Source organism: Myxococcus virescens, from assembly GCF_900101905.1.
In the GTDB taxonomy this organism is placed as follows: Bacteria; Myxococcota; Myxococcia; order Myxococcales; family Myxococcaceae; genus Myxococcus; species Myxococcus virescens.
Map to the genome: position 1 here is coordinate 329990 of NZ_FNAJ01000001.1, position 21056 is coordinate 351045.

Below are 21056 nucleotides of genomic sequence, written 5' to 3' on the forward strand. Positions count from 1 at the left end.
GACTGGCCGGAGGCCGCCCTGGCGGGTTAGGTAGTTTGGCGGCCAAGTAAAGGCATTCTAATTATCTCTGGCCTAATCATTGGATTTGAGGGTAGGAGATGACCTTATGCAGCTCGAATCCTTGAAGATGTTCTGCGACGTGGTCGAGACAGGCTCATTCTCCCGCGCCGCGCAGCTCAACCACGTCACGCAATCCGCGGTGAGCCAGCAGATTCGCGCGCTGGAGAACCGGTACGAGCAGAAGCTGCTGTCGCGCAGCGCGCGCCAGGTGACGCCGACGCCGGCCGGGGAGCGGCTGTTCCGCGGGTGCAAGGAAATCCTCGCCCGCTTCGCCGAAGTGGAGCAGGAGATTCGTGAGCAGGCCGCCGAGGTGGCGGGCACCACCACGGTCTCCACCATCTACTCGGTGGGGCTGCACGAGCTGAACTCGGTGCAGAAGCAGCTGCTCAAGTCGCACCCCAAGGTGAACATGCGCCTGAACTACCGGCGCAACGACCAGGTGTACGACGACGTGATTCTGGGCGCGGCGGAGATTGGCATCGTCGCCTATCCGCAGCCCCGCGCGGGCGTGGACATCCTCCCCTTCCGCGACGACAAGCTGTCGGTCGTCTGCGCCCCCGGCCACCCCTTCGCCACGAAGCAGAAGGTGAGCCTCACCGCGCTGTCGGGCGTGCCCTTCATCGCGTTCGACCGCGAGGCACCCACGCGCAAGGCGCTGGACCGGCTCTTCCGTGAGAAGAGCATCGACATCAACCCGGTGATGGAGATGGACAACGTGGAGACCATCAAGCGGGCGGTGGAGATGGGCCTGGGCGTGGCCATCCTCCCCATGTCCACGGCACAGGGCGAGGTGAAGGGCGGCACCCTGGTGGCCAAGCCCTTCGCGGAGGGGCCGGTGTCACGCCCCATTGGCCTGCTCATCCGCAAGGGCAAGTACCTGGACCGCGCATCCGCCGCGGTGTTGGAGGCGTTCAAGGCCGCCTCCAACCTGCCGCCCGCCGACGAAGCGGAGCGTCAGTAGAGCTTTCGGAGGCGCGCGGCGAAGAACCCGTCGAAGCCCTCCGGTCCCGGCAGCGTGCGCAGGTACGCCTGGGACAACGGCAGCTTGAGGCCGGGCAGCACGGGTGGCTCGGCCGTCCACTCCGGGTGGCTGCGCAGGAACATCTCCACCTGGTCCTGCCCCTCCTGCGGCTCCATGGTGCACACCGCGTACACGAGCAGCCCCCCGGGCGGCACCGCATCCTGGCAGTTCTCCAGGATGCGCCGCTGGAGCGTGGCCAGCCGGGCGATGTCCTCCTCCTTGCGGCGGTAGCGCAGCTCCGGGTGGCGGCGCAGCGTGCCCAGCCCTGAACACGGCGCATCCACCAGGAACGCGTGGAACTCCCCCCACTCTTCCGGGAAGGGCTCCGCGGCGTCGTGCGCGTAGGCCTTCAGGCGCGGCTGCAGGCCCAGGCGCCGGGCCTCCGCTTCAATCTTCCGCAGCTTGTGCGCGTGGAGGTCCACCGCCACCACGTCATGGGACTGCGCCTGGTGACAGGACTTGCCGCCCGGCGCGGCGCACGCGTCCAGCACGCGCGCCGTCTCCGGAATCGCCCCGTAGACGCCCACGAGCTGCGCGGCCTCGTCCTGCACCTGCCACAGGCCCTCCGCGTAGCCGTACACGTCCTCCACGCGGCCCACGGACGGCAGCGTGATGCCCACCGGCGACACGGTGGTCGCCTTCGCGTCCACGCCCATCTCCTGGAGTTGGGCGAGCAGCGCGTCGCGCGTCACCTTCGCGGTGTTGGCGCGCACCACCACCGCGGGCGCCTGGTTGTCGGCCACCAGCATCGCTTCGGCGCGCTCGCGGCCGAACTGGCGCAGCCAACGCTCCACCAGCCACTGGGGATGGCTCTCCCGCACCGACAGGTGCAGCGCCACGTCAGACGCGGGCGGCAGCGGCGGCGCGGGCAGGGCCGCCAGCTTGCGGAGGATGGCGTTGGTGAAGCCCGCCGCGCGCGTCAGCCCCACTTCCTTCAGGGCCTGCACCGTCTCCGCCACCGCGGCGCGGGCCGGCACGCGGGTGTGGAATATCTGGTAGGCGCCGATGCGGAGGGCCGCCAGCACCTTGTCCTCCAGCGCGTCCAGCTTGCGGTCGGCGAAGCGGGTAATCGCGTAGTCCAGCGCGAGCTGCCGCCGGGTGGCGCCGTAGGTCAGCTCGGTGACGAGCGCCGCGTCGCGCGGGTCCTTCGGCGGCGACTCGGACAGCTGCGTGTCCAATACGACGTTGAGGTAGGCATCCGTCGCGCGGACGCGCGCGAGGACCTGGATGGCGAGTGCGCGGGCGTTCATCCTTCGTCGAGCCGGGTCAAGAGGTCCACGAGCTGCTCATCCGAGAGCCGCGTCGCGGGCAGGTTGGAGAGGGTGAGGCTCTGGAGGCTCTCCTCCAGCAGCTCACGGTGGCCATTCTCCGCCGGAGCGCCACGCTGCACCGCCTGATACTGGGAACGCGCCCAGGTGGCCAGCTCGGCGGCGGAGAGCCGTCCCGAAAGCCGGTCAGAAATCTTCTGGCGCACCAGCGCGCGCGTGAGCAGGTCCGCCGCGGGGGTGAGCCCCTTGCCGCCGCCGCGCCCCAGCGTCTTCGCCTGACGGGCCGCGCGCAGGTCCTCCACGGGCGCCAGCTTGCGGCCCAGCGTCTTCGTGGGCCCCGCCGTCTTCACCGCGCGGGCCAGGGACTTCGCCGTCTCCGACGAGCCCTCCTTGCGCGCGGCGCGCTTGAGCACGGTGATGGGGGTGACCTTCGCGCCCTTGGGGCTGCTCCCCTTCTTCTTCCCCAGGGGCTTCTTCGACTCCGGCTTCTCCGTGGTGAAGACGCCGCTGCCGAAGGTCTCCAGGGCCTGGAGGTAGGGCTCGAAGCCGGGCCCGCCGTGAATCTGGAGCACGCAGGCCTCACCCACCACGGACTCGCGCGCCGGCGGCTTGAGCAGCACCTCGATGGCGGGCAGCCCGGCGGCCTCCAGCCCCTCCTTGAGGCAATAGGAGCCGAACAGCCCGGCCGGGTTGATGATGATGCCGTCCAGCTCCTCCAGCTCCGCGCCGAGCGCGTCCAGCAGGTCGCCTTCGTGGTTGGACTGCACCACCGTCAGCGCCTGCCCCAGCGCCTCCGCCCGCGCGTGCAGCGCCGCGTCCAGGTCCTCCAGCCGCCCCCCGGACGAGCCATCCCGCACGCCCAGCAGGTTCAGGTTGGGTCCGTGCAGTACCAGCAGTCTCATATGGCCATCACCCGTTCTCCCATCAGCCCGCGACGAAGGGCTGGCTGCCCGGCGCCAGCTTGTGCCCCTGCAGGAAGTCCGCGGCGCGCATCACCCGCTTGCCTTCTGGCTGGAGGTCCAGCAGCACCAGCGAGCCTTCACCGCATGCCACCTCGATGCCGTCCGGGCCGGACGCCAGCACCGTGCCGGGAGCCCCACTACCACCCCTGGCCTGCGCGCGGTGGACCTTCAGCAGCTTTCCGCCCAGCGTGGTGAAGGCCCCGGGCCACGGCGTGAAGGCCCGCAGGCGCCGCTCCAGCTCCACCGCGGGCTTCGTGAAATCCAACCGGCCCTGCTCCTTCTCGATGATGGGGGCCAGCACCATGCCCTCGGAAGGCTGCGGCACCGGCTTCAGCTCCCCGCTCAGGTAGGCCGGCAGGAACTCGCGCAGCACCTCGCCGCCCAGCGCGGCCAGCTTCGGGTACAGCGAGGCGCTCGTCTCGTCCGGGGCAATGGCCATGCGCTTCATCGCCAACACCGGACCGGTGTCCAATCCTTCATCCATCACCATCAGCGACACACCCGTCTCCGCGTCGCCGTGGGCAATGGCCCACTGGATGGGCGCGGCGCCCCGGAAGCGCGGCAGCAGCGAGCCGTGCACGTTGACGCAGCCGTGGGTGGGCAGCTCCAGCAAATCCTTGGGGAGGATGCGGCCATAGGCCGTCACCACGCAGACGTCGGGCGCGTACTGGCGCAGCGCCTCCGCGAAGGGCGGCGTGCGCAGCTTGGTGGGCTGGAGCACGGGCACGCCGCGCGACAGGGCCAGCTCCTTCACCGGCGGCGCCGTCACCGTGTTGCCGCGGCCCTTCGGCTTGTCGGGTTGGGTGACGACGGCCACCACGTCTCCCAGTTCGAAGCAGGCGGCCAGTGAGGACACCGCGAACTCGGGGGTGCCCATGAAAACGATGCGGGGTCTGCTCATGGTGTTGCGCTTCTCCTGCGCCGGGCGACTCAGGCCACGGACTTGAAGGTGCTCCCGGTGGGAGTGTCCACCGCCTGACGTTTGCGCGTGTGCAGGGCGCTCAGGGTGCCCAGCGCCTCCAGGGCCTCGGGCGTGGTGGCCACCGGTCGCAGGGCCTCCAGCACGGTCTCCAGCGCGTAGGCCTCATCCGCCTCACGCTCCCGGATGCGCGTCACCGCTTCGGTGAAGCGGTCGAAGAACTGCTTGAGCTCGTCCCCGCGCCGCAGCGGTCGCATCCGGGGATAGCGGCCGGCCGCCAGCGCCGCGACATACAGGCTCATGACGTGGACGGGGCCCGCCACCCGGTGGGTGAAGACGAGGCCGAAGAGGCCCATCGCCACCGCCGTGCCCAGCGCGCCCACCGCCGTCAGCCACAGCAGCGTCTGCCCACCGTCCAGCCCCAGGGCCGTGGATGACACGTGGACGCGGTGCGCCAACAGCCCGAACACGAGGATGCTGCCGGCACCAATCCCCGCCAGCAGCAGGATGTATTTGAGCTGGAAAGGGCGGTCCAGGATGTACGTCCGGCGGACGTGGCTCGGGCGCACCGTCTTTTGATTGCCATCGGACATGTCGTTGACCAGCGTACCCCAGGTGCCTGGGGCGGTTTGCTTCCTTCCTTGCGCGAGGTTTACACGGAAGACAGGACAACCTCGCAGACGCAATGGAGACCGCATGACCCGCTCTCTGACCGCGTTGTGTATTGCGCTCTCGTTCCTGATGTTGGCTGGGTGCAAGGGGGACCCAGCGACCCCGGAGTACTGGGAGTCAGGCATTCAGCAGAGCCGGAGAGCGGAGGACCGCATCCGCATGGTGGAGGCCATGCGTTCGTCCGGGAAGATGGATGAGCGCTTCCTGCCCATGCTCCACGGGCAGCTCGGCACCGAGCGCAAGCCGGAGGTGCGCGCCGCGCTGGCCCGCGCGCTGGGAGACTTGAAGCATGCCTCTTCGGTGGAGCCGCTGACGAAGGCCCTGGACCCGGCGGCGGGCGACATGCCCGCGCAGCTGGCGAACAAGGCCATCGTCGCGACGCTGGGGGCCATTGGTGACCGCAGCGCCATCCCCGCGCTGGTGCCGCTGCTGCGCGCGAAGGACAACTACACGCGCATCGAGGCGGTGCAGGTGCTGGGCGACATGAAGGCGAAGGAAGCGGTGGAGCCGCTCATCACCCTGGCCACGGACGACACCGTGGAGCCCTTCCTCAACAAGAAGGCCATCGAGGCGCTGGGGGACATCGGTGACGGCCGCGCGGCGCCCGCGCTGGTGCGGATGCTGACCAAGGAGCGCAAGGGCAAGTCCTTCTACGTGGAGAGCTCCTTCGCGCTGTACCAGCTGGGCGCGCCCGCGGCGGACGCGCTGCTGCAGGCGTTGGAGGGCCAGGACGCGGACCTGCTGAAGTGGGCGCGGTCGAACGGCGTCAACCCCGCAAGCTACGCCATGAAGGCGGCGACGGTGCTGGGCGACCTGCGGGAGAAGCGGGCGGTGGCCACGCTGTTGAAGCAGCTGGCCTTCACCAACACGGACCCGCAGATTCAGGCGCTGGTGCGGATGCAGGCCGCGGACGCGCTGGCGCGCATGCGCGCACAGGAGGCGGTGAAGCCGCTGGCCGGGCTCGTGTCGGAGACGGACGCCACCGTGAGGGATTCCTACGTGAGCGCCCTGGTGCGCCTGGGCGGACGTGACGCGCTGCCCGCGCTGGAGAAGGCCGCGGGCACCGGAGACTGGTACGCGCGCGAGCTGGCGGTGAAGGGCATCGCCATGCTGGGCGACGCGCGCGAGCTGCCCTTGCTGCAGAAGCTCGCCGCGGCCGAGCCGGCGCGGACGGCGGCGGACTGCAAGCAGGCGGAGGACGAAGGCTGCGATGACGCGGCCGCGCTGGGCAAGCAGCGCGCGGACCAGATTGCGGGCCAGTCCAGGCTGCTGGAGGCCGCGCAGGCGTGCGCGGACAACGCGGGCTGCTGGGTGCAGCGCATGGAGAAGGCGGAGCCGCGGATGCTGGAGCGCGCGGCGCTGGAGGTCGGCCGTTCGGGCGCGGCCGAGCACGCGAGCGCGCTGGCCTCGCGGCTGGGAGAGCGCGACACCGAGGCCCGTCTCGCGCTGGTCCTCGCGGTGGGCTGGCTGGTGGAAGGCTCGCAGGACGCCGCGAAGAAGCTGCGCGAGGCGTCCCTGCCCACGATGCGAAAGCAGCTCGCGGACGAGCAGGGCAACACCCGGTTCGTCAGCGTCAACGAGGACCTGCGGCGCCTGGTGACGACGCTCGACCGGCCCTGACGCCCTCTTTGAGCCGCAGCGGCGGGACACGCTCCGCCGCGTGGTGCAGCACGGTGAGCTGTCGCACGAGCCGCTCCACGTGCGCGCGCGACAGCGCATCCGCCCCACCCGCCGGAACCGTGGCGGGCATGGGCGCGGGCCGGCGTTGCTGCTCCATGGCCGCCGCCAGCTCGTCCAACACGCCCCCGGCGAAGCGCACCACCTCGGAGAGCTCCCGGGGGGACTCCGGGTCCGCGCGGCTGGCGGCCAGCGTCGTCACCGCCGACGTGAAGCGCCGCGCGTAGACGAGCAGCGCCATCACCGGCTCCAGGTCCTTGGCGGGTCCGGTCCACTCGCTCAGCAGCCGCTGGAAGGACGCCTCCGCCGCCAGCAGCGCCAGGCCTATCTTCCGCCGGGCCTCGCGCACCGCGGGCTCCGCGTCCGAGTGCGCGGCGGCCACCGCCATCAGGTATTCGCGGTCCGCGCGCAACGCGAAGGCCACCTGCTCCGGCAGGCGCAGGTGCTCCGGGCTGGGCCACAAGAGCCGCATCCCCGTCAGCGCAATCAGTCCGCCCAGCAGCGTGTTGACGATGCGCACCCCGGCCAGCTCCCAGTCCCCGGACTGGAGCTCCGCCAGCAGCACCAGGGCCGGCGTCAGCAGCACCTGGAACGCGGACAGGCTGAGCGGCTGGATGCTCATCGCCACCGCGAACAGCACCCCGATGGCCAGCAGGATGATGGCCGGGTCCCTCACCACCGCCACCAGTCCCGCGGCCAGCGCCGCGCCCAGCAGCGTGCCCGCGATGCGCTGCAGGCTCCGCTGGAACGTGATGCCCGCGTAGGGCTGCAGGACGACGGTGACGGTGATGATGACCCAGTAGCCGTGATTCAGTCCCAGCGCCCCGACGAGCGCGGTGGCCAGCGCGGCCGCGACGCCCAGCCGCAGCGCGTGACGGAAGATGACGGAGCGGACGTTGAGATTCTCCCGCAGCGGCTCCAGGAGGGCCTGCCGCGGCGCCGCCTCCACCCGCCGCGCGGGCAGCGCCAGGGCGTCCGGCACGGGCGCGCGGCCCTCCAGCCGCGCCGCCACCTCCACCGTCGCGTGGGAATAGTCCCGCAGGCGGTCCAGCAACGTGTGCACGTATTGATAGCCGGCGCGCACCGGCTCCGGCACGTCGCCCGCAGTGCCCAGCGCCGCCAGGGCCCGCTTCACCCGCTCGGCGCTCCACACCGGCTGGGCGCTCACCTCCGTCCCCTTCTCCAGGGCAAACCGGACGCGGCGCAGGTCCGCGGCCAGCTCCGCCAGCGCGCGCTGCACCTCCGCTCGGAGCGCGTGATAGCGGGGCACGGCGGGCGCCACCTCCAGCATCTCCGTCAGCGCGATGAGCGTCACCATCATCGAATCCGCGCCTTCGACCAGCACCAGCAGCTGTTCGCCCCGGCCGCTCTCCCCCGCCCGGCCCATGCGCGTGGAGGCCAGCACGGTGCGCGCCTGTTCGATGAGCTGACGCATGCGGGCCTGCCAGGGCGCCTCCGGCAGGACCCCCGCGGCGGCGGACGCCCTCCCTTCGAGCGGCCAGCGCCCCACCTCTTCCGCGTGGTCCGCCAGCGCGTCGTAGCACCGCGCGATGGCCAGGCGCGCGGGCCGGTAGGGCACCAGCGGCCACAGCATCAGCGCGAGGAACATGGCCCACGCGCCGCCCACCAGGAACAAGCCGGAGCGCAGCAATGCGTCAGCCACGTCCTTGGCGGGAAGCGCGAGCGACACCACGAAGTAGTTGGCGAGCACCACGCCCATCAACCCGGGCGTGTCCCCATACGAGCGGGCGAAGCCACACGCCGTCACCCAGAACAGCGTGGCGAGGACGGCGGCCCACGCGGGCAGGTGCAGCGCCGCGGCCAGGCCCACCACGGAGCCCAGGAGCGTCATGGCCCCCATGGTGAGCGCGCGGTCCCAGTAGGGCCCGCCCCGGTCCACCAGGGCAACGAAGAGCGCGGCCATACCGACCCACGTGGCCGCAGGAAGGTGCAGCAGGGCCGCGACGGCCATGGGGCCACCCACCGCGAGCGCGGCGCGCACCCCTGCGCCATACGCGGGACGGCCCGGCTCCACGCGGAGGAAGGCCTGGAGGTGATGACGGAGCGGACTCATCTCGCGAGCAATCCCAAACCACTCCGTCCTATGTCACAGGTCCGCGCACGCATCGACGCTTCCGTGGAACCACTCCACGAAGGTGGTGTCCAGGTGCGAACGCGGCCGGGCCCGTTCCACCGGATGGACGGAGGGCGAGCAGCCAGGGGCCCGCGTCAGCCGGCCTCTCGCTCCGGGCCCACGCCCTCGAAGTCCTCCTCGGCGGGCGCGGCCTCCTGGAAGGCGCTGGGCAGCAGGCTGAAGGGCAGCACCTTCCCCAACGCCGCGAGCAGCAGGATGCCGCCGGGCGCCGCGAAGATGGCCAGCGCGGGAATCGCCTTGGCCACGTCGACGAGCTGCGCGCGCATGCGCTGGCGCTCGTCGCCCGTGAGCGCCTGACGCCGGGCCGCCTTCGTCAGCAGCACCGCCAGGTCGCCCGTCTCGCGGACCTCCTGCATCAGCCGGTAGAAGTTCTTCTCCAGCGTCTCCTGGATGCCAGCCACCAGGTCCTCCCCCATGGCGCCCGCGGCGTCCGACACGGTGAAGACGTCCACGATGGCGCGGTGGCGGGCGTAGAACTCCGCCATCTCCAGCTCCAGCCGGTGCAGTTCCACGTCCGGGACCTGGAGCGCCTGCGCCAGCTCGCGGATGAAGACGCGCTCGCGCCGCGTCTTGCGGCCATCCACCAGCGCCGCCAGCAACGTCTGCTCCAACAGGAAGTGGCGCACGTCCACGCTGCGCACCTGGCGCACCACGTCCCGCACCGGGCGGCGGCGGGCGAAGGACTGCTTCACCGCGGCCTTGAGCTCGGACGTCATCGCCGCCGGCAGCCGCAGGGACTCCACCTGCCGCAGGATGGCGCGGCGCGCGGGCAGGCCCGGCACCCGGTCCACACACGCAAGCCCCGTCAGCACGTCCACCAGCAGCGCCTTCTGCCGCGCCGCGAAGTCCAGCCGCCGCTGCGCCCGCTCCCGGTGCAGCGCGCCGCGCGAGAAGTAGTCAATGGCCTGCCGGCAGAACAGCTGCGCGTCCGCGTACTGCGCGCCGTTGTGCAGCACCAGCCCGTACACCGGGTCCCCCGCCAGCACGGGCGAGCGCTTCACCAGCGACGCTTCCACCTTCGCCGTCAGCCGCCGGGACACCGGACGCCCCGAGGCAATCGCCGCGTCCACCGTCTCCGCCAGCTCCAGCTCTCCGGTGAGCACCGAGAACAGGACCAGGAGATGCTCGGTGCGAACGGCCGTTGGAGTCCCCACGAGCCGGCCCAATTCCAGCGCCATCAGCGCCAGCGTCCGCACCACGGCGTGGAAGAGCTGGTCCTCCAGCACGCGCGCCTGGAGCTCGGTGGGCTGCGCCACGTCCGCCGCGGAGGGGGCGTCCGCGGGCGTGCCGTACAGCAAGCCACTGGCGCGCAGCGTCCGCCGCAGGTACGCGCGGGCCCGGGCCCGCCCGGAGCCCAGCGGCGGCGCGGACGGAGCCGGCGCGCCCGCCTCGAAGGCGACCGTCTCCGTCAGGAGTGGCAAGAGCCACCCCGCCTTGGTGAAGTCCAGCACCGGAACACTCCTGGAGCGCCAGGCAAGGCCCATGCGCGGCACGAAGAGCGGGATGTAACCCAGGGGCATCCCGGTTTCCACTCGGCCACGGGACAGGGTCAAGGCCCGGAAGTCAGCGGGCGTAGAACCGCCACTTCTACCGGACCCAACCATCCGCGCCCGGCGCCTACAGCGCGGTCGTCGCGCCGGGCTCCGGGACCACCACCTTGGCCGTGTTGCGCAGCTTCTTCAGCTCGCCGGTCAGCGCGTCCGGGGTGCCCTGGAGCAGCGGGAAGGTGCCGTAGTGCATGGGAATCACGCTCTTGACCTTCAGGAGCCGCACCGCCTGGGCCGCCTCCGCGGGGCCCATGGTGAAGTGGCCGCCAATGGGGAGCAGGGCCACGGTGGGCTTGAACTGGGTGGCGATGAGCGACATGCCCTCGAAGGGTCCGGTGTCACCCGCGTGGTACAGCGTAGGACCCTTGTCGATTTCCAGCACGTAGCCCAGGGGCGCGCCCGCGTACTGCGCCGGCGACTTCGGGTCCGCGGCGTAGCTGCTGGAGTGGACCGCCTCCACCAGGTGGAGCGTGACGTCCTTCACCTGGAAGGTGCCGCCCGCGTTGGCGCCCACGGACTGGGCCTCCGGGAGCCCCAGCAGGTTGATGAGCTCGAAGGAGCCATAAACCTTGGCGCCCGTCTTCTCGGCCAGCGCCTTGGCCTCGCCCACGTGGTCGAAGTGGCCGTGGGTGAGGAGGATGGCGTCCAGCGCCTCCGGCTGCGCGGCGCCCTTCGGGGCCTTGGGGTTGGAGAGCCAGGGGTCAATGGCAATCACCGCGCCGCCCGGGCTGCGAATCACGAAGGCCGCGTGCCCCCACCACGTCACCTCCGTCTTGCCGCGGGTGGCCGCCGCCGGGGCCTTGGCGGCCGCGACCTTGCCGGGCGCCGGGGTTCCCTGCGCCGCCGCCGTCCCGCCGAAGGCCATTGCCGCGCCCGCCACCACTGCCATGAGCTTCGTCCGCATATCCATCCACTCCTGCTTTCGAGGTGAAGACCTGCCGCCACCGTGGTGACACGTCCCCCACGGCCGGATTGCCACCTGACACTGACCGGGCGGCCATTCAAGGGCCTGCCATGGATGCCCAAGTGCGCGCCGCGTCTCAAGCTCGATTCGGCTGTCGATACGACGGGGGGCGTGCGCTAACGTCGGCAGCACGTGGACCACCGATTTCAAGTCAGCCTCCGCGGGGTCATCGACCTCCTGTCTCACCACTTGTACAGCTCCCCGGGCGTCTACGTACGCGAGCTGCTCCAGAACGCGACCGATGCCATCCGCGCCCGCCAGCTCCTGGAGCCCGGCCACGCGGGCACCGTCCGGCTGGAGCTGATGGAGAAGCAGGACGGCAGCCCGCCCACCCTGCTCTTCAGCGACGACGGCGTGGGGCTGACCGAGGACGAAATCCACCGCTTCCTGGCCACCATCGGTGAGTCCTCCAAGCGCGAGGCCCTGGAGGCCCGCCGCAACGACTTCATCGGTCAGTTCGGCATCGGCCTGCTGTCCTGCTTCATGGTGTGTGACGAGCTGCTGGTGGTGACGCGCTCGGCACGCGGCGATGGGCGCACGTTGGAGTGGCGGGGCCGGCATGACGGCACGTACGCCGTGCGGCCCTCCGAGCACCCGCTCGCCCAGCCCGGCACCCAGGTGTTCCTGGTGGCCCGCCCGGACATGGCGCACTGGTTCACCGCCACGCGGCTGCGAAACCTCGCCAGCCACTACGGCGGCCTGCTGCCCTTCCCCATCCACCTCACCACGGACCAGGGCACCGAGCGGCTGGACACCTCCGGCGCCCCCTGGCGCCGCGAGTACGACAGCGCCTCGGAGCGGCGCAAGGCGCTGCTCGCCTACGGGCGCGAGCTGTTCGACACGGACTTCGTCGACTGCATCCCCCTGCGCTCCACCGCGGGAGACGTGGACGGGGTGGCCTACGTGCTGCCCGCGTCGCCGCACTTCAACTCACGGCAGAAGCACCGCGTGTACCTCAAGCACATGCTGCTGTCGGAGAGCGCGGAGAACCTGCTGCCGGACTGGGCCTTCTTCGTGAAGTGCGTGGTGAACGCCAACGCGCTGCGGCCCACCGCCAGCCGGGAGTCCTTCTACGAGGACGACGCGCTCGCCGCGGCGCGCGAGTCCCTGGGGCAGTCCCTGCGCGGTTACCTGATGGAGCTGGCGCGTGAGGACCCACGCGCGCTCCAGCGGCTGATTGCCCTGCACGGGCTGAGCGTGAAGGCGCTGGCGCTGGATGACGATGACTTCTACCGCCTCATCATCCACTGGCTGCCCTTCGAGACGTCGATGGGGATGATGACGCTGGCGGACTACCGGCGCGCGCACCCCGTGGTGCGCTACACGTCCACGCTGGACGGCTTCAGGCAGATTGCCCAGGTGGCCGGTGCCCAGGGCCTGTGCATCATCAACGCGGCGTACACGCACGACACGTCGCTGCTGGAGAAGCTGCCGCACGCGGTGCCAGACGTGCAGGTGGAGCCCTTCTCCTCCGCGGACCTGCCGCAGAGCTTCGACGAGCTCACCCTGGACGAGCGCGAGGCCACCTTCCCGCTGCTGCGCATGGCGGAGAACGTCCTGGCGCCGTTCCGCTGCGGCGCGGTGGTGAAGAAGTTCTACCCGGCGGAGGTGCCCACGCTCTACAGCTCGGACGCGGAGGGCGCGTTCCGGCGCGACGCCGAGCGGGCCCGCGAGGAGTCGGATGACCTGTACGCCGGTGTGCTGGACAGCGTCATGGCGGCCTCGGGCAGCGAGCCGGCGCAATTGTGCTTCAACCTCCACAACCCGGTGGTGCGGCGGCTGGCCGCCGTGGCGGACCGGGACATGCTGAAGCTGTCAGTGGAGATGCTCTACGTGCAAGCACTGCTCTTGGGACACCATCCGTTGAACGCACAGGAGATGGTGCTGCTGAACCAGGGCCTGTTGGGCCTCATCTCCGCGCAACTGGGCGGGGATGACGGGCGCGGCGGCGAAGGCAGCGGCGGCGCGGGTCCCCGGGGGCTGCACTGATGAGCGGTGACTGGCGCGAGCAGGTGGAGTCGCTCTTCGCCCAGGCGGACGGCCTGGCTGAAGGCGAGAGCAAGGTGCGGCTCCTGGAAGAGGCGGTGCGCCTGGCGGACACGCACAAGGACGTGGGCATGGGCTACCGGATGCGGGATGCCCTCATCGACGCGGCGACCTTCGGCGGCTTCCCGGACAAGGCGCTGGTGGCCTTCGCGTGGTGCCGGGGACAGCAGAAGAAGGACCCGAAGCGCTTCGACCCGGAGGAGATGTTCTGGAAGCAGAAGTGGGTGGTGGGGCGCATCAAGGAGTTCCCTCACATCACCCGCAAGCAGATTCAGGACGCGCTGGACGATGTGGAGCAGTGCTTCAAGGCCACGGACTCCGGGGTGCGCGCGGTGCTGAAGATGCGCTACCAGGCCGCTCGGGAGATGGGTGACGCCGCCGAGGAAGTGGAGCGGCTGTGGAACGCGTGGCTGGAGACGCGCCGCGACCACCTCACCGACTGCCGCGTGTGCGAGCTGGACGACGAACTGGACCACCACGCCGACAAGGGCGAATGGCAGCAGGTGCTGCGCAAGGCGAAGCCCATCCTGGACGGCCGCAAGTCCTGCGCGGAGATTCCGCACCTGACGCTGGGCACGGTGCTCTACCCGTTGTTCAAGCTGGGGGAGCTGGAGCACGCGCGCGAAATCCACCGCCGCGGCTACGCCATGGTGACGAAGAACCGCGAGTTCCTCTCCACCGTGGGCGAGCACATGGAGTTCCTCGCCCTGACGGACAACCTGTCACGCGGGCTGACGCTGCTGGAGAAGCACCTGGGCTGGGCGCTGGACCACCCCAGCTACCGGGACCGCTTCACCTTCTACGCCGCCGCCGCCTTCCTGCTGGAGCGGGTGCTGGCCGCTGGAGACAGGGACGTGGTGAGCCTGCGGCTGCCCAAGACGTTCCCCAACCACCAGGCGGATGGCGGCTACGACGTCCGGGCCCTGCACGCCTGGACGCTGGGGCAGGCCCGGGACATCGCGAACCGCTTCGACACTCGAAACGGGACGGACCGGTTCGCGAAGCTGCTGGCGCGCAACCAGGTGCTCGCGGGGGAAGTCCGTCCCTTCCCCATCGACGCGAAGTGAGGCGACGCCCGTCAGCGCTTGAGCTTGCTGAACGGGTTGTTGAAGGGCTCCGGGCCCTTCTTCTCACCGGGCCCTGAAGGCGGCTTCGGCCCCGGGCCGGAGGCAGGCCGGGCGCCCTGACGAGGCCCGCCGCTTCCGCCGCCGCGCTCCGTCATGCGGCCCGGCCCCGTGGCCCCGCCGACCTGGGGGCGGCCCGACGGCTGCGGCGCTCCCCCCTCCTGCACCGCGCGCACGGAGAGCGCCAGCCGCTTGCGCGCCAGGTCCACGGTGAGCACGCGCACCGTCAGCCGGTCGCCCACCTTCACCACTTCGGAGGGGTCCTTCACGAAGCGCGTGGAGATTTGCGACACGTGGACGAGGCCGTCCTGATGCACGCCCACGTCCACGAAGGCGCCGAACGCGGTGACGTTCGTCACCACGCCCTGGAGCACCATGCCCTCCTTCACGTCCTCCAGCGAGCGCAGGTCCTCGCGGTGCTGGGGCGCGGTGAAGTCGCCGCGCGGGTCGCGGCTGGGCTTCTCCAGCTCCGCCAGGATGTCCTTGAGCGTCATCTCGCCCAGGTCCGGGCCCAGGTAGCGCTTCGGGTCAATCTTGCGGACCAGCTCGGCGTTGCCCACCAGCGCGCTCACGGCCACGCCCAAATCCTTGGCCATGCGCTCCACGACGCCGTAGCGCTCCGGATGGACGGCGCTGGCATCCAGCGGCTCCGTCCCGCGCACGCGCAGGAAGCCCGCCGCCTGTTCGAACGTCTTGGGCCCCAGCCCGCTCACCTTCAGCAGCTCGCGCCGCGTGGTGAAGCGGCCCTTCGACGCGCGGTGCGCCACCAGCTTCTTCGCCAGGGACGGCCCCACGCCGGACACGTGCTCCAACAACTGCGGAGACGCGGTGTTGACGTCCACGCCCACCGCGTTGACACACGAGTCCACCACCTCGCCCAGCTTCTTCTTGAGCAGCCCCTGGTCCACGTCGTGCTGGTACTGCCCCACGCCGATGCTCTTGGGGTCGATCTTCACCAGCTCCGCCAGCGGGTCCTGGAGGCGCCGGCCAATGGACACCGCGCCGCGCAGGCTGACGTCCAGGTCCGGGAACTCGTCGCGGGCCACCTCGGAGGCGGAGTAGATGGACGCGCCCTGCTCGCTCACCGACACCACGGGGATTTGCGAGCCCATCGCCTTCAGCGTGTCACGCACGAAGGCCTCCGCCTCGCGGCTGCCCGTGCCGTTGCCCACGGCGACGAGCTCCGGCTGGTGCTTCTGCACCACCGCGGCCAGCAGCTTCGCCGCGCGGGCGCGCTCGTCCGCGCCGCGCTCCGAATAGAGCGTCAGCGTCTCCACCACCTTGCCGGTGACGTCCATCATCGCCAGCTTGGTGCCCGTACGCAGGCCCGGGTCCAGGGCCAGCACCGCGCGGGCGCCCGCGGGCGGCGTGAGCAGCAGGTGGCGCAGGTTCTCCCCGAAGACGCCAATGGCCTGCCGGTCCGCGCGCTCCTTCAGCTCCGCGCGCAGCTCCGCCTCCAGCGACGGGCCCATCAGCCGGTCCCAGCTGTCCTCCACGGCGGCGCGCAGCTCCTGTGCGAAGAGGGACTGCGGCTTCGTCACCACGCGCCCGGCCAGCAGGCCCTTCACCTCGTCGTCGGGCAGGGAGAGCTTCACCTTCAGCACGCCCTCTTCCTCGCCGCGCAGCAGCGCCAGCACGCGGTGCGAGGGGGCCTGGGACAGGGGCTCCTCGTGGCCGTAGTAGTTCTCGAACTTGGTCGTCTCGCCCTTCTTCGCGGGCACCACGTTCGAGCACAGCGTGCCCCGGCGCGCGCTCACCTCGCGGGCCTCGCGGCGCAGGCCGGCGTCCTCGGCCACGCGCTCGGCGCAGATGTCGCGCGCGCCCGCGAGCGCCGCGGCCTGGTCCGGCACGTCCTTCTCCGGGTTGACGAAGGGGCGCACACGCGCGGCCACGTCCTCGCCGCGGCGGCCGTCCTGCTTCCACACCAGGTCCGCCAGCGGCTCCAGCCCGCGCTCCCGGGCAATGGCGGCGCGCGTGCGGCGCTTGGGCTTGTAAGGAAGGTAGAGGTCCTCCAGCTCCGTGCGCGTCCTGGCGGCCTTGAGCGCCTTCGCCAGCTCCGGCGTCAACTTCCCCTGCTCCTCAATGGAGCGGAGGATGGTGTCGCGCCGGGAGTCCAGCTCGGCGCGCTCGGTGGCCCGGTCGAAGAGGGTTTGAATCTGGACCTCGTCCAGGCCGCCCGTGACTTCCTTGCGGTAGCGCGCGATGAAGGGGACCGTGGCTCCGTCCTCTTGCAGCGCGAGGGTCCGGTCCACCTGCTCGGGCCTGAGGCCCAGCTCCTGGGAAAGCTCAGCGGCGTAGGGATGCATGACGCCGCTTCTATAACCCGGGCCCCACACTGCTCCCAGAGACCGGTCGTCCGAAGCGCTCAGCCCGCGACGAACGCCGCGCGCCGGGCGTCCCACTCCGGGCGCAGCAGGCCCCAGAGTTGCTGGTCCCGGCGTTGCCCCTGGAACAGACAGTGCCCGCGCAGGGTGCCTTCCATCGTGAAGCCCAGCTTGCGCGCCACGCCCTGAGAGCCCGTGTTCTCCGCCAGCGTCGTCAGCCACACCCGCTGGAGGTAGGGCAGCGTGAACAACTGCTCCAGCATCAACCCCACCGCGCGGGAGCCCAGGCCCCGGCCGTGGTGCGCGTCCGCCATCATGTAGCCCAGCTCGATGCGGCCATGCACGCGCGACAAGTCCCGCGCGGACACCGTCCCCACGAGCTGCCCGTCCGCCTCCACGAACCACCGGAAGCTCCGCACGCGGGGCTCACCCAACGCGCCCGCTTCCAGGATGCGCCGCAGGAGCAGCTCCCGCGTGTCGTCCTCGGTGTCCACGAAGCGCCGCGCGCCGGGGGCCGCCCGCATGGCCAGCCAGAAGTCCACGTGCTCCGGCCGGGCGGGAACGAGTCGGACGTCGGAAACGGGAGCACCGGGCAACATGCCTCGCTTCTAGCGCGCCCCACGCCGCGGCGCAGCAATCAAGGAGGTCCGCGCGAACCAGGAGCAGCACCGCCTGCGCCATGCACCTTGCCGGCATTCCACCGGGCGCGGCCCACCCTGAAACGGCCGAGGGCCGCGGCCTGGAGCACGTGGCTCCCGGCGCGGCCCTCGCTCCTCACCGAACAGGTGAGGCCTTCTCTCCTCAGGCGGAGGTGATGGTGCCGTCCTTGATGACGAAGTCGCGGCGGGTGAACTTCGCCGTCAGCTCGGAAGGCTGGCGCAGCGAGTAGTCCTTGGTGATTTCCGTGCTCGGGATGAGGTGGAAGGCCGCCTTCGCCTCGGTGCCGCCGACCTCCAGCACCACGAAGCCGTGGGCATCACCGTTCACGAACTCCATGCCGGGGTGCGCTTCCTTCAGCGACTTGTCCAGCTCCGTCACGATGTACCGGTACACCGTGCTGCCAGTGGAGAAGCCCGCGCCGATGACGGCCAGGCCCGCCAGCTCCTTGATGGAGCCGGAGGAGATGGCCGGCGTCGTCAGCGCGGGGATGCCGGACTCCACGGACGCGAAGGACGCGTGGATGTCGCCGGAGATGAACAGCGCGTTCTTCACCTGGCTGTCGCGCAGGAACTTCAAGAACTCCTGCTTCTTCGTGGGGAAGCCGTCCCACTGGTCCACGTTGAAGTAGAAGTCCTGGCGCAGCGTGGGGTCCGGGACGTCCGCCTTCTCGCTCAGCTTGAACACCATGGAGGTGAGCGAAATCGAGGAGACGATGATCTTCCACGCGTTGTCCGCCTGCACCGACTCCTGGAGCCACGCCTGCTGCTCGTTGCCGAAGATGCCCTCCGAGGCTCCCGCGGAGCCCATGTACTTGATGGCCGCGTACAGGTCGAAGATGGGCTTCACCACGACGTAGCGCGAGCCCTGGATGCCGAAGAGGCCCGTCTTGCCCATGTGCGCATAGGCCAGACCGCGCGGCGCCCCCGTCGCGGGGATGAGCGGAATGGCTGAACCACCCGCCGCCTCACGCGCCTGGTTGACGGCGTTGAGCACCTGGTTGACGTAGAACAGCGACAGCCCACCGGAGACCCAGGCGCCCGCCTTCGTGGACGCCTCATCCGGCGTGAGCCCGGCGGCGACGGCCTGCTGCACGTACACGCCCGTGAGGATCTCCTTGTAGGGCGCCAGCTCCGCCGCGTCGATGTTCACGTAGGCGAACATGTCGGACTGGAGCTGCGCCTGGACGGCCTCCGGCAGCGTCGGCAGCACCATGTCCAGCTGCTCGGCCGGCACCGCCACCTTGCCCGGGTACGCGTCCTCGGGGATGAGGTGGTCCGGGCGGTACGTGCGCGTGTCCGTCACCAGCAGCTTCAGGTTCCGGCCGAACTCGAAGTCGCGGTAGATGCGCGTCGGCTGGGCCACCACGGCGTTGATGTCGATGGCGCCCGCGTTGCTCGCGCCGTGGTCCATGGGGATGTACTCGAAGAAGGCCTGCTCCGCGTTGCGGCGGCGCTCGGTCTGCTTCTCGTTGGTGCGCTCGTCCGTGTACGTGGCGACGTCGCCCCAGCAGTCGTCGGAGAACTCGTGGTCATCCCACGTGATGATGAACGGGTAGCGCTCGTGCACCTGCTGGATGACCTTGTCCGTGCGCAGGGTCTTGTAGAGGTCGCGGTAGTTGGACAGCGAGTTGGCCGCGTAGAACGCCGTCAGGCCCGTGCCCTGGCGGAGCGCCTTCTCCGGCTCGCTGAAGACGATGCCGCGCCCATCCACGGACTGGAACGACGCGTCGCCCGTCGTCTCGTAGACGTAGTCGCCCAGGAACACGACGAAGTCGAGGTCCTCGTTGAGCTGCAGCAGGTGCTGCCACGCGTTGTAGTAACGGCCGATGTAGTCCTGGCAGCTGGCGAAGACGAACTTCACCGGCACGTCGTCGCCCGCGGCCGGCGCGGTGCGGGTGCGGCCCGTCACCGTGGAGTACTTCTGACCGTTCGCGTCGATGGTGAAGCGGTAGTAGTACGTCGTGCGCGCCGACAGGTTGGTGACCTTCACCTTCAACGCATGGTCGAACTGCGCCTGCGCGGTGAACTGCTGGTCCAGCACCAGGCTGCTGAACGACTCGCTGGTGGACACCTCCAGCCGCACCTGCGTGTTCGCCCCCGCGTTGTCCGGGTCCACCGCCCGCACCCACAACACCACGCTGTCCGGACGCGGGTCACCCGAGCACACGGACTGCGGGAAGTACTTCTCGCCAGCATCCGACGACGTCTCGTCGTCGGAACATCCGAACGCAGTGGTCGCGGCAACGGCGACGACGGCCTGGAGGAAACTGCGGCGTTTGAATCGATCGAACAAGGCGGGACTCCGGGTTGCGCGGGTTAGGAGACAGGGCCGCGAGTCTAGAGCGCTCTTCCACTCAGCAGGAAACATCCCCACGGAATGAAACGACAACGCATCGTGTCACCCACACCCGGTGCGAACCCACGCGAAGGACGCCGGACACCAAGCAAAAGGGCCGCCCACCTCGCGGCGGACGGCCCTTTGACTTTCATGGCGAATCGCCACCATCCGGGGAAAACGCCCCGGAGACGGGACTACTTCACGGCCTTCACGCGGCCGCGCTTCTCGCTGCCACCTTCGGCCGGCGCGGACTCGTCCGGCGCCGCGGCGACGGGCGCACCCGACTTGCCGATGCCGTACTTCTCCAGCACGCGGCCTTCGATGTCCTTGGCAATCTCCGGGTGCTCGCGCAGGTAGTCCTTCACATTCTCCCGGCCCTGGCCGATGCGCTCACCGTTGAAGGAGAACCAGCTGCCGCTCTTCTCCACGATGTTCTCGTTGGAGGCGAGGTCGATGAGGTCGCCCTCACGGGAGATGCCCGTGCCGTACATGATGTCGAACTCGACCTCCTTGAACGGCGGCGCGACCTTGTTCTTCACCACCTTCACGCGGGTGCGGCTGCCCACCACGTTGTCGCCATTCTTGATGGCGCCGATGCGGCGGATGTCCAGGCGCTGCGACGCGTAGAACTTCAGCGCGTTACCGCCCGTCGTCGTCTCCGGGTTGCCGAACATCACGCCAATCTTCATGCGAATCTGGTTGATGAAGATGACGCACGTCTGGCTCTTGGAGATGGTGCCCGTCAGCTTGCGGAGCGCCTGGCTCATGAGGCGGGCCTGCACACCCATGTGCGCGTCGCCCATCTCACCCTCGAGCTCCGCCTTCGGCACGAGCGCGGCCACCGAGTCCACCACCAGCACGTCGATGGCGCCCGAGCGCACCAGCATCTCCGCGATTTCCAGCGCCTGCTCACCGGTGTCCGGCTGGCTCAGCAGCAGGTCATCGGTGCGCACGCCCAGCTTGCGCGCGTAGCCCACGTCCAGCGCGTGCTCCGCGTCCACGTAGCCGCAGATGCCGCCGCGCTTCTGCGCCTCGGCGACGATGTGGAGACACAGCGTCGTCTTACCGGACGACTCCGGCCCGAAGATTTCGATGATGCGGCCCTTGGGCACACCACCCACGCCCAGGGCGATGTCCAGCGAGATGGAGCCCGTCGGGATGGCCTGAACGTCTCGCATCAGCGGCTCGTCGTTGCCGAGCCGCATGATGGACCCCTTGCCGAACTGGCGCTCCACCGCGGACATCGCCAGTTCGATCGCCTTTTCCTTCTCCTGATTCACGGCCATTGCTCGTAGCTCCTTGTATTGGCGAGCCACCCCG

General features: G+C 70.2%; 15 protein-coding genes. 4 read left to right on the top strand and 11 right to left on the bottom strand.

Annotated features, from left to right (window positions below):
- Nucleotides 1-106 precede the first annotated feature (106 nt).
- Entirely contained in the window at nucleotides 107-1021 is a 915-nt protein-coding gene (locus tag BLU09_RS01340) for a LysR family transcriptional regulator (protein ID WP_090484544.1), read from the top strand.
- On the opposite strand, the gene rsmB is transcribed toward BLU09_RS01340, so the two are convergent.
- From rsmB to BLU09_RS01360, 4 genes are read right to left on the bottom strand one after another with little or no spacing between them, the layout of a single operon-like run.
- Nucleotides 1015-2331 carry a 16S rRNA (cytosine(967)-C(5))-methyltransferase RsmB gene (gene rsmB, locus BLU09_RS01345; RefSeq protein ID WP_090484547.1) on the bottom strand — a complete coding sequence of 439 codons (1317 nt, stop codon included), beginning with the start codon at nucleotides 2329-2331 and terminating at the stop codon, nucleotides 1015-1017. The genes BLU09_RS01340 and rsmB overlap by 7 nt on opposite strands.
- Complete coding sequence (locus BLU09_RS01350) at nucleotides 2328-3251, bottom strand: type II 3-dehydroquinate dehydratase (RefSeq protein ID WP_090484549.1); 924 nt, start codon at nucleotides 3249-3251, stop codon at nucleotides 2328-2330. The genes rsmB and BLU09_RS01350 overlap by 4 nt, the downstream gene beginning before the upstream one ends.
- A 22-nt stretch (nucleotides 3252-3273) precedes the next feature.
- Nucleotides 3274-4212 (bottom strand): methionyl-tRNA formyltransferase, encoded by a 939-nt coding sequence (gene fmt / locus BLU09_RS01355; RefSeq protein ID WP_090484551.1) that lies wholly within the window; start codon nucleotides 4210-4212, stop codon nucleotides 3274-3276.
- Between the two features lie 29 nt (nucleotides 4213-4241).
- Nucleotides 4242-4823, bottom strand: a complete 582-nt coding sequence (locus BLU09_RS01360) for a HAMP domain-containing protein (protein ID WP_043611740.1) — start codon at nucleotides 4821-4823, stop codon at nucleotides 4242-4244.
- A gap of 103 nt (nucleotides 4824-4926) precedes the next feature.
- Between BLU09_RS01360 and BLU09_RS01365 the strand changes: the two genes are divergently transcribed.
- Nucleotides 4927-6522, top strand: coding sequence for a HEAT repeat domain-containing protein (locus BLU09_RS01365; RefSeq protein WP_090484555.1), 1596 nt, complete (start codon nucleotides 4927-4929; stop codon nucleotides 6520-6522).
- On the opposite strand, the gene BLU09_RS01370 is transcribed toward BLU09_RS01365, so the two are convergent.
- From BLU09_RS01370 to BLU09_RS01380, 3 genes are all read right to left on the bottom strand, one after another.
- Nucleotides 6476-8653: an FUSC family protein gene (locus tag BLU09_RS01370; RefSeq protein ID WP_090484557.1), complete on the bottom strand. Its 2178-nt coding sequence runs from the start codon at nucleotides 8651-8653 to the stop codon at nucleotides 6476-6478. The genes BLU09_RS01365 and BLU09_RS01370 overlap by 47 nt on opposite strands.
- A gap of 155 nt (nucleotides 8654-8808) precedes the next feature.
- Nucleotides 8809-10254 carry an LETM1 domain-containing protein gene (locus tag BLU09_RS01375; RefSeq protein WP_244171341.1) on the bottom strand — a complete coding sequence of 482 codons (1446 nt, stop codon included), beginning with the start codon at nucleotides 10252-10254 and terminating at the stop codon, nucleotides 8809-8811.
- 97 nt (nucleotides 10255-10351) lie between these two features.
- A complete protein-coding gene (locus tag BLU09_RS01380; RefSeq protein ID WP_090484561.1) occupies nucleotides 10352-11191 on the bottom strand; it encodes a metal-dependent hydrolase in 840 nt (279 codons plus the stop codon).
- A 186-nt stretch (nucleotides 11192-11377) separates the two neighbouring features.
- On the opposite strand from BLU09_RS01380, the gene BLU09_RS01385 reads away from it, so the two are divergent.
- Entirely contained in the window at nucleotides 11378-13234 is a 1857-nt protein-coding gene (locus BLU09_RS01385) for an HSP90 family protein (protein ID WP_090484563.1), read from the top strand.
- Nucleotides 13234-14358, top strand: coding sequence for a hypothetical protein (locus tag BLU09_RS01390; RefSeq protein WP_090484565.1), 1125 nt, complete (start codon nucleotides 13234-13236; stop codon nucleotides 14356-14358). Before BLU09_RS01385 ends, BLU09_RS01390 begins: the two co-directional genes overlap by 1 nt.
- 11 nt (nucleotides 14359-14369) lie before the next feature.
- Here the strand turns inward: BLU09_RS01390 and BLU09_RS01395 are convergent, their stop codons facing one another.
- The 4 genes from BLU09_RS01395 to recA all read right to left on the bottom strand — a co-directional run bounded on the left by BLU09_RS01395 (nucleotide 14370) and on the right by recA (nucleotide 21022).
- Nucleotides 14370-16721, bottom strand: coding sequence for a Tex family protein (locus BLU09_RS01395; RefSeq protein WP_090484567.1), 2352 nt, complete (start codon nucleotides 16719-16721; stop codon nucleotides 14370-14372).
- A 59-nt stretch (nucleotides 16722-16780) separates the two neighbouring features.
- On the bottom strand, nucleotides 16781-17338 hold the full coding sequence (locus tag BLU09_RS01400; RefSeq protein ID WP_090484569.1) for a GNAT family N-acetyltransferase: 558 nt from the start codon (nucleotides 17336-17338) through the stop codon (nucleotides 16781-16783).
- Nucleotides 17339-17540: 202 nt separating this feature from the next.
- On the bottom strand, nucleotides 17541-19766 hold the full coding sequence (locus BLU09_RS01405) for an alkaline phosphatase D family protein (protein ID WP_090484571.1): 2226 nt from the start codon (nucleotides 19764-19766) through the stop codon (nucleotides 17541-17543).
- 164 nt (nucleotides 19767-19930) lie between these two features.
- Nucleotides 19931-21022, bottom strand: coding sequence for a recombinase RecA (gene recA / locus BLU09_RS01410; protein ID WP_090484573.1), 1092 nt, complete (start codon nucleotides 21020-21022; stop codon nucleotides 19931-19933).
- Nucleotides 21023-21056 lie beyond the last annotated feature (34 nt).

Coding starts and splice junctions, on each gene's coding strand:
- BLU09_RS01340 (WP_090484544.1), top strand. CDS start 107: ATGCAGCTCGAATCCTTGAAGATGTTCTGCGACGTGGTCGAGACAGGC.
- rsmB (WP_090484547.1), bottom strand. CDS start 2,331: ATGAACGCCCGCGCACTCGCCATCCAGGTCCTCGCGCGCGTCCGCGCG.
- BLU09_RS01350 (WP_090484549.1), bottom strand. CDS start 3,251: ATGAGACTGCTGGTACTGCACGGACCCAACCTGAACCTGCTGGGCGTG.
- fmt (WP_090484551.1), bottom strand. CDS start 4,212: ATGAGCAGACCCCGCATCGTTTTCATGGGCACCCCCGAGTTCGCGGTG.
- BLU09_RS01360 (WP_043611740.1), bottom strand. CDS start 4,823: ATGTCCGATGGCAATCAAAAGACGGTGCGCCCGAGCCACGTCCGCCGG.
- BLU09_RS01365 (WP_090484555.1), top strand. CDS start 4,927: ATGACCCGCTCTCTGACCGCGTTGTGTATTGCGCTCTCGTTCCTGATG.
- BLU09_RS01370 (WP_090484557.1), bottom strand. CDS start 8,653: ATGAGTCCGCTCCGTCATCACCTCCAGGCCTTCCTCCGCGTGGAGCCG.
- BLU09_RS01375 (WP_244171341.1), bottom strand. CDS start 10,254: ATGCCCCTGGGTTACATCCCGCTCTTCGTGCCGCGCATGGGCCTTGCC.
- BLU09_RS01380 (WP_090484561.1), bottom strand. CDS start 11,191: ATGGATATGCGGACGAAGCTCATGGCAGTGGTGGCGGGCGCGGCAATG.
- BLU09_RS01390 (WP_090484565.1), top strand. CDS start 13,234: ATGAGCGGTGACTGGCGCGAGCAGGTGGAGTCGCTCTTCGCCCAGGCG.
- BLU09_RS01395 (WP_090484567.1), bottom strand. CDS start 16,721: ATGCATCCCTACGCCGCTGAGCTTTCCCAGGAGCTGGGCCTCAGGCCC.
- BLU09_RS01400 (WP_090484569.1), bottom strand. CDS start 17,338: ATGTTGCCCGGTGCTCCCGTTTCCGACGTCCGACTCGTTCCCGCCCGG.
- BLU09_RS01405 (WP_090484571.1), bottom strand. CDS start 19,766: ATGTTTCCTGCTGAGTGGAAGAGCGCTCTAGACTCGCGGCCCTGTCTC.
- recA (WP_090484573.1), bottom strand. CDS start 21,022: ATGGCCGTGAATCAGGAGAAGGAAAAGGCGATCGAACTGGCGATGTCC.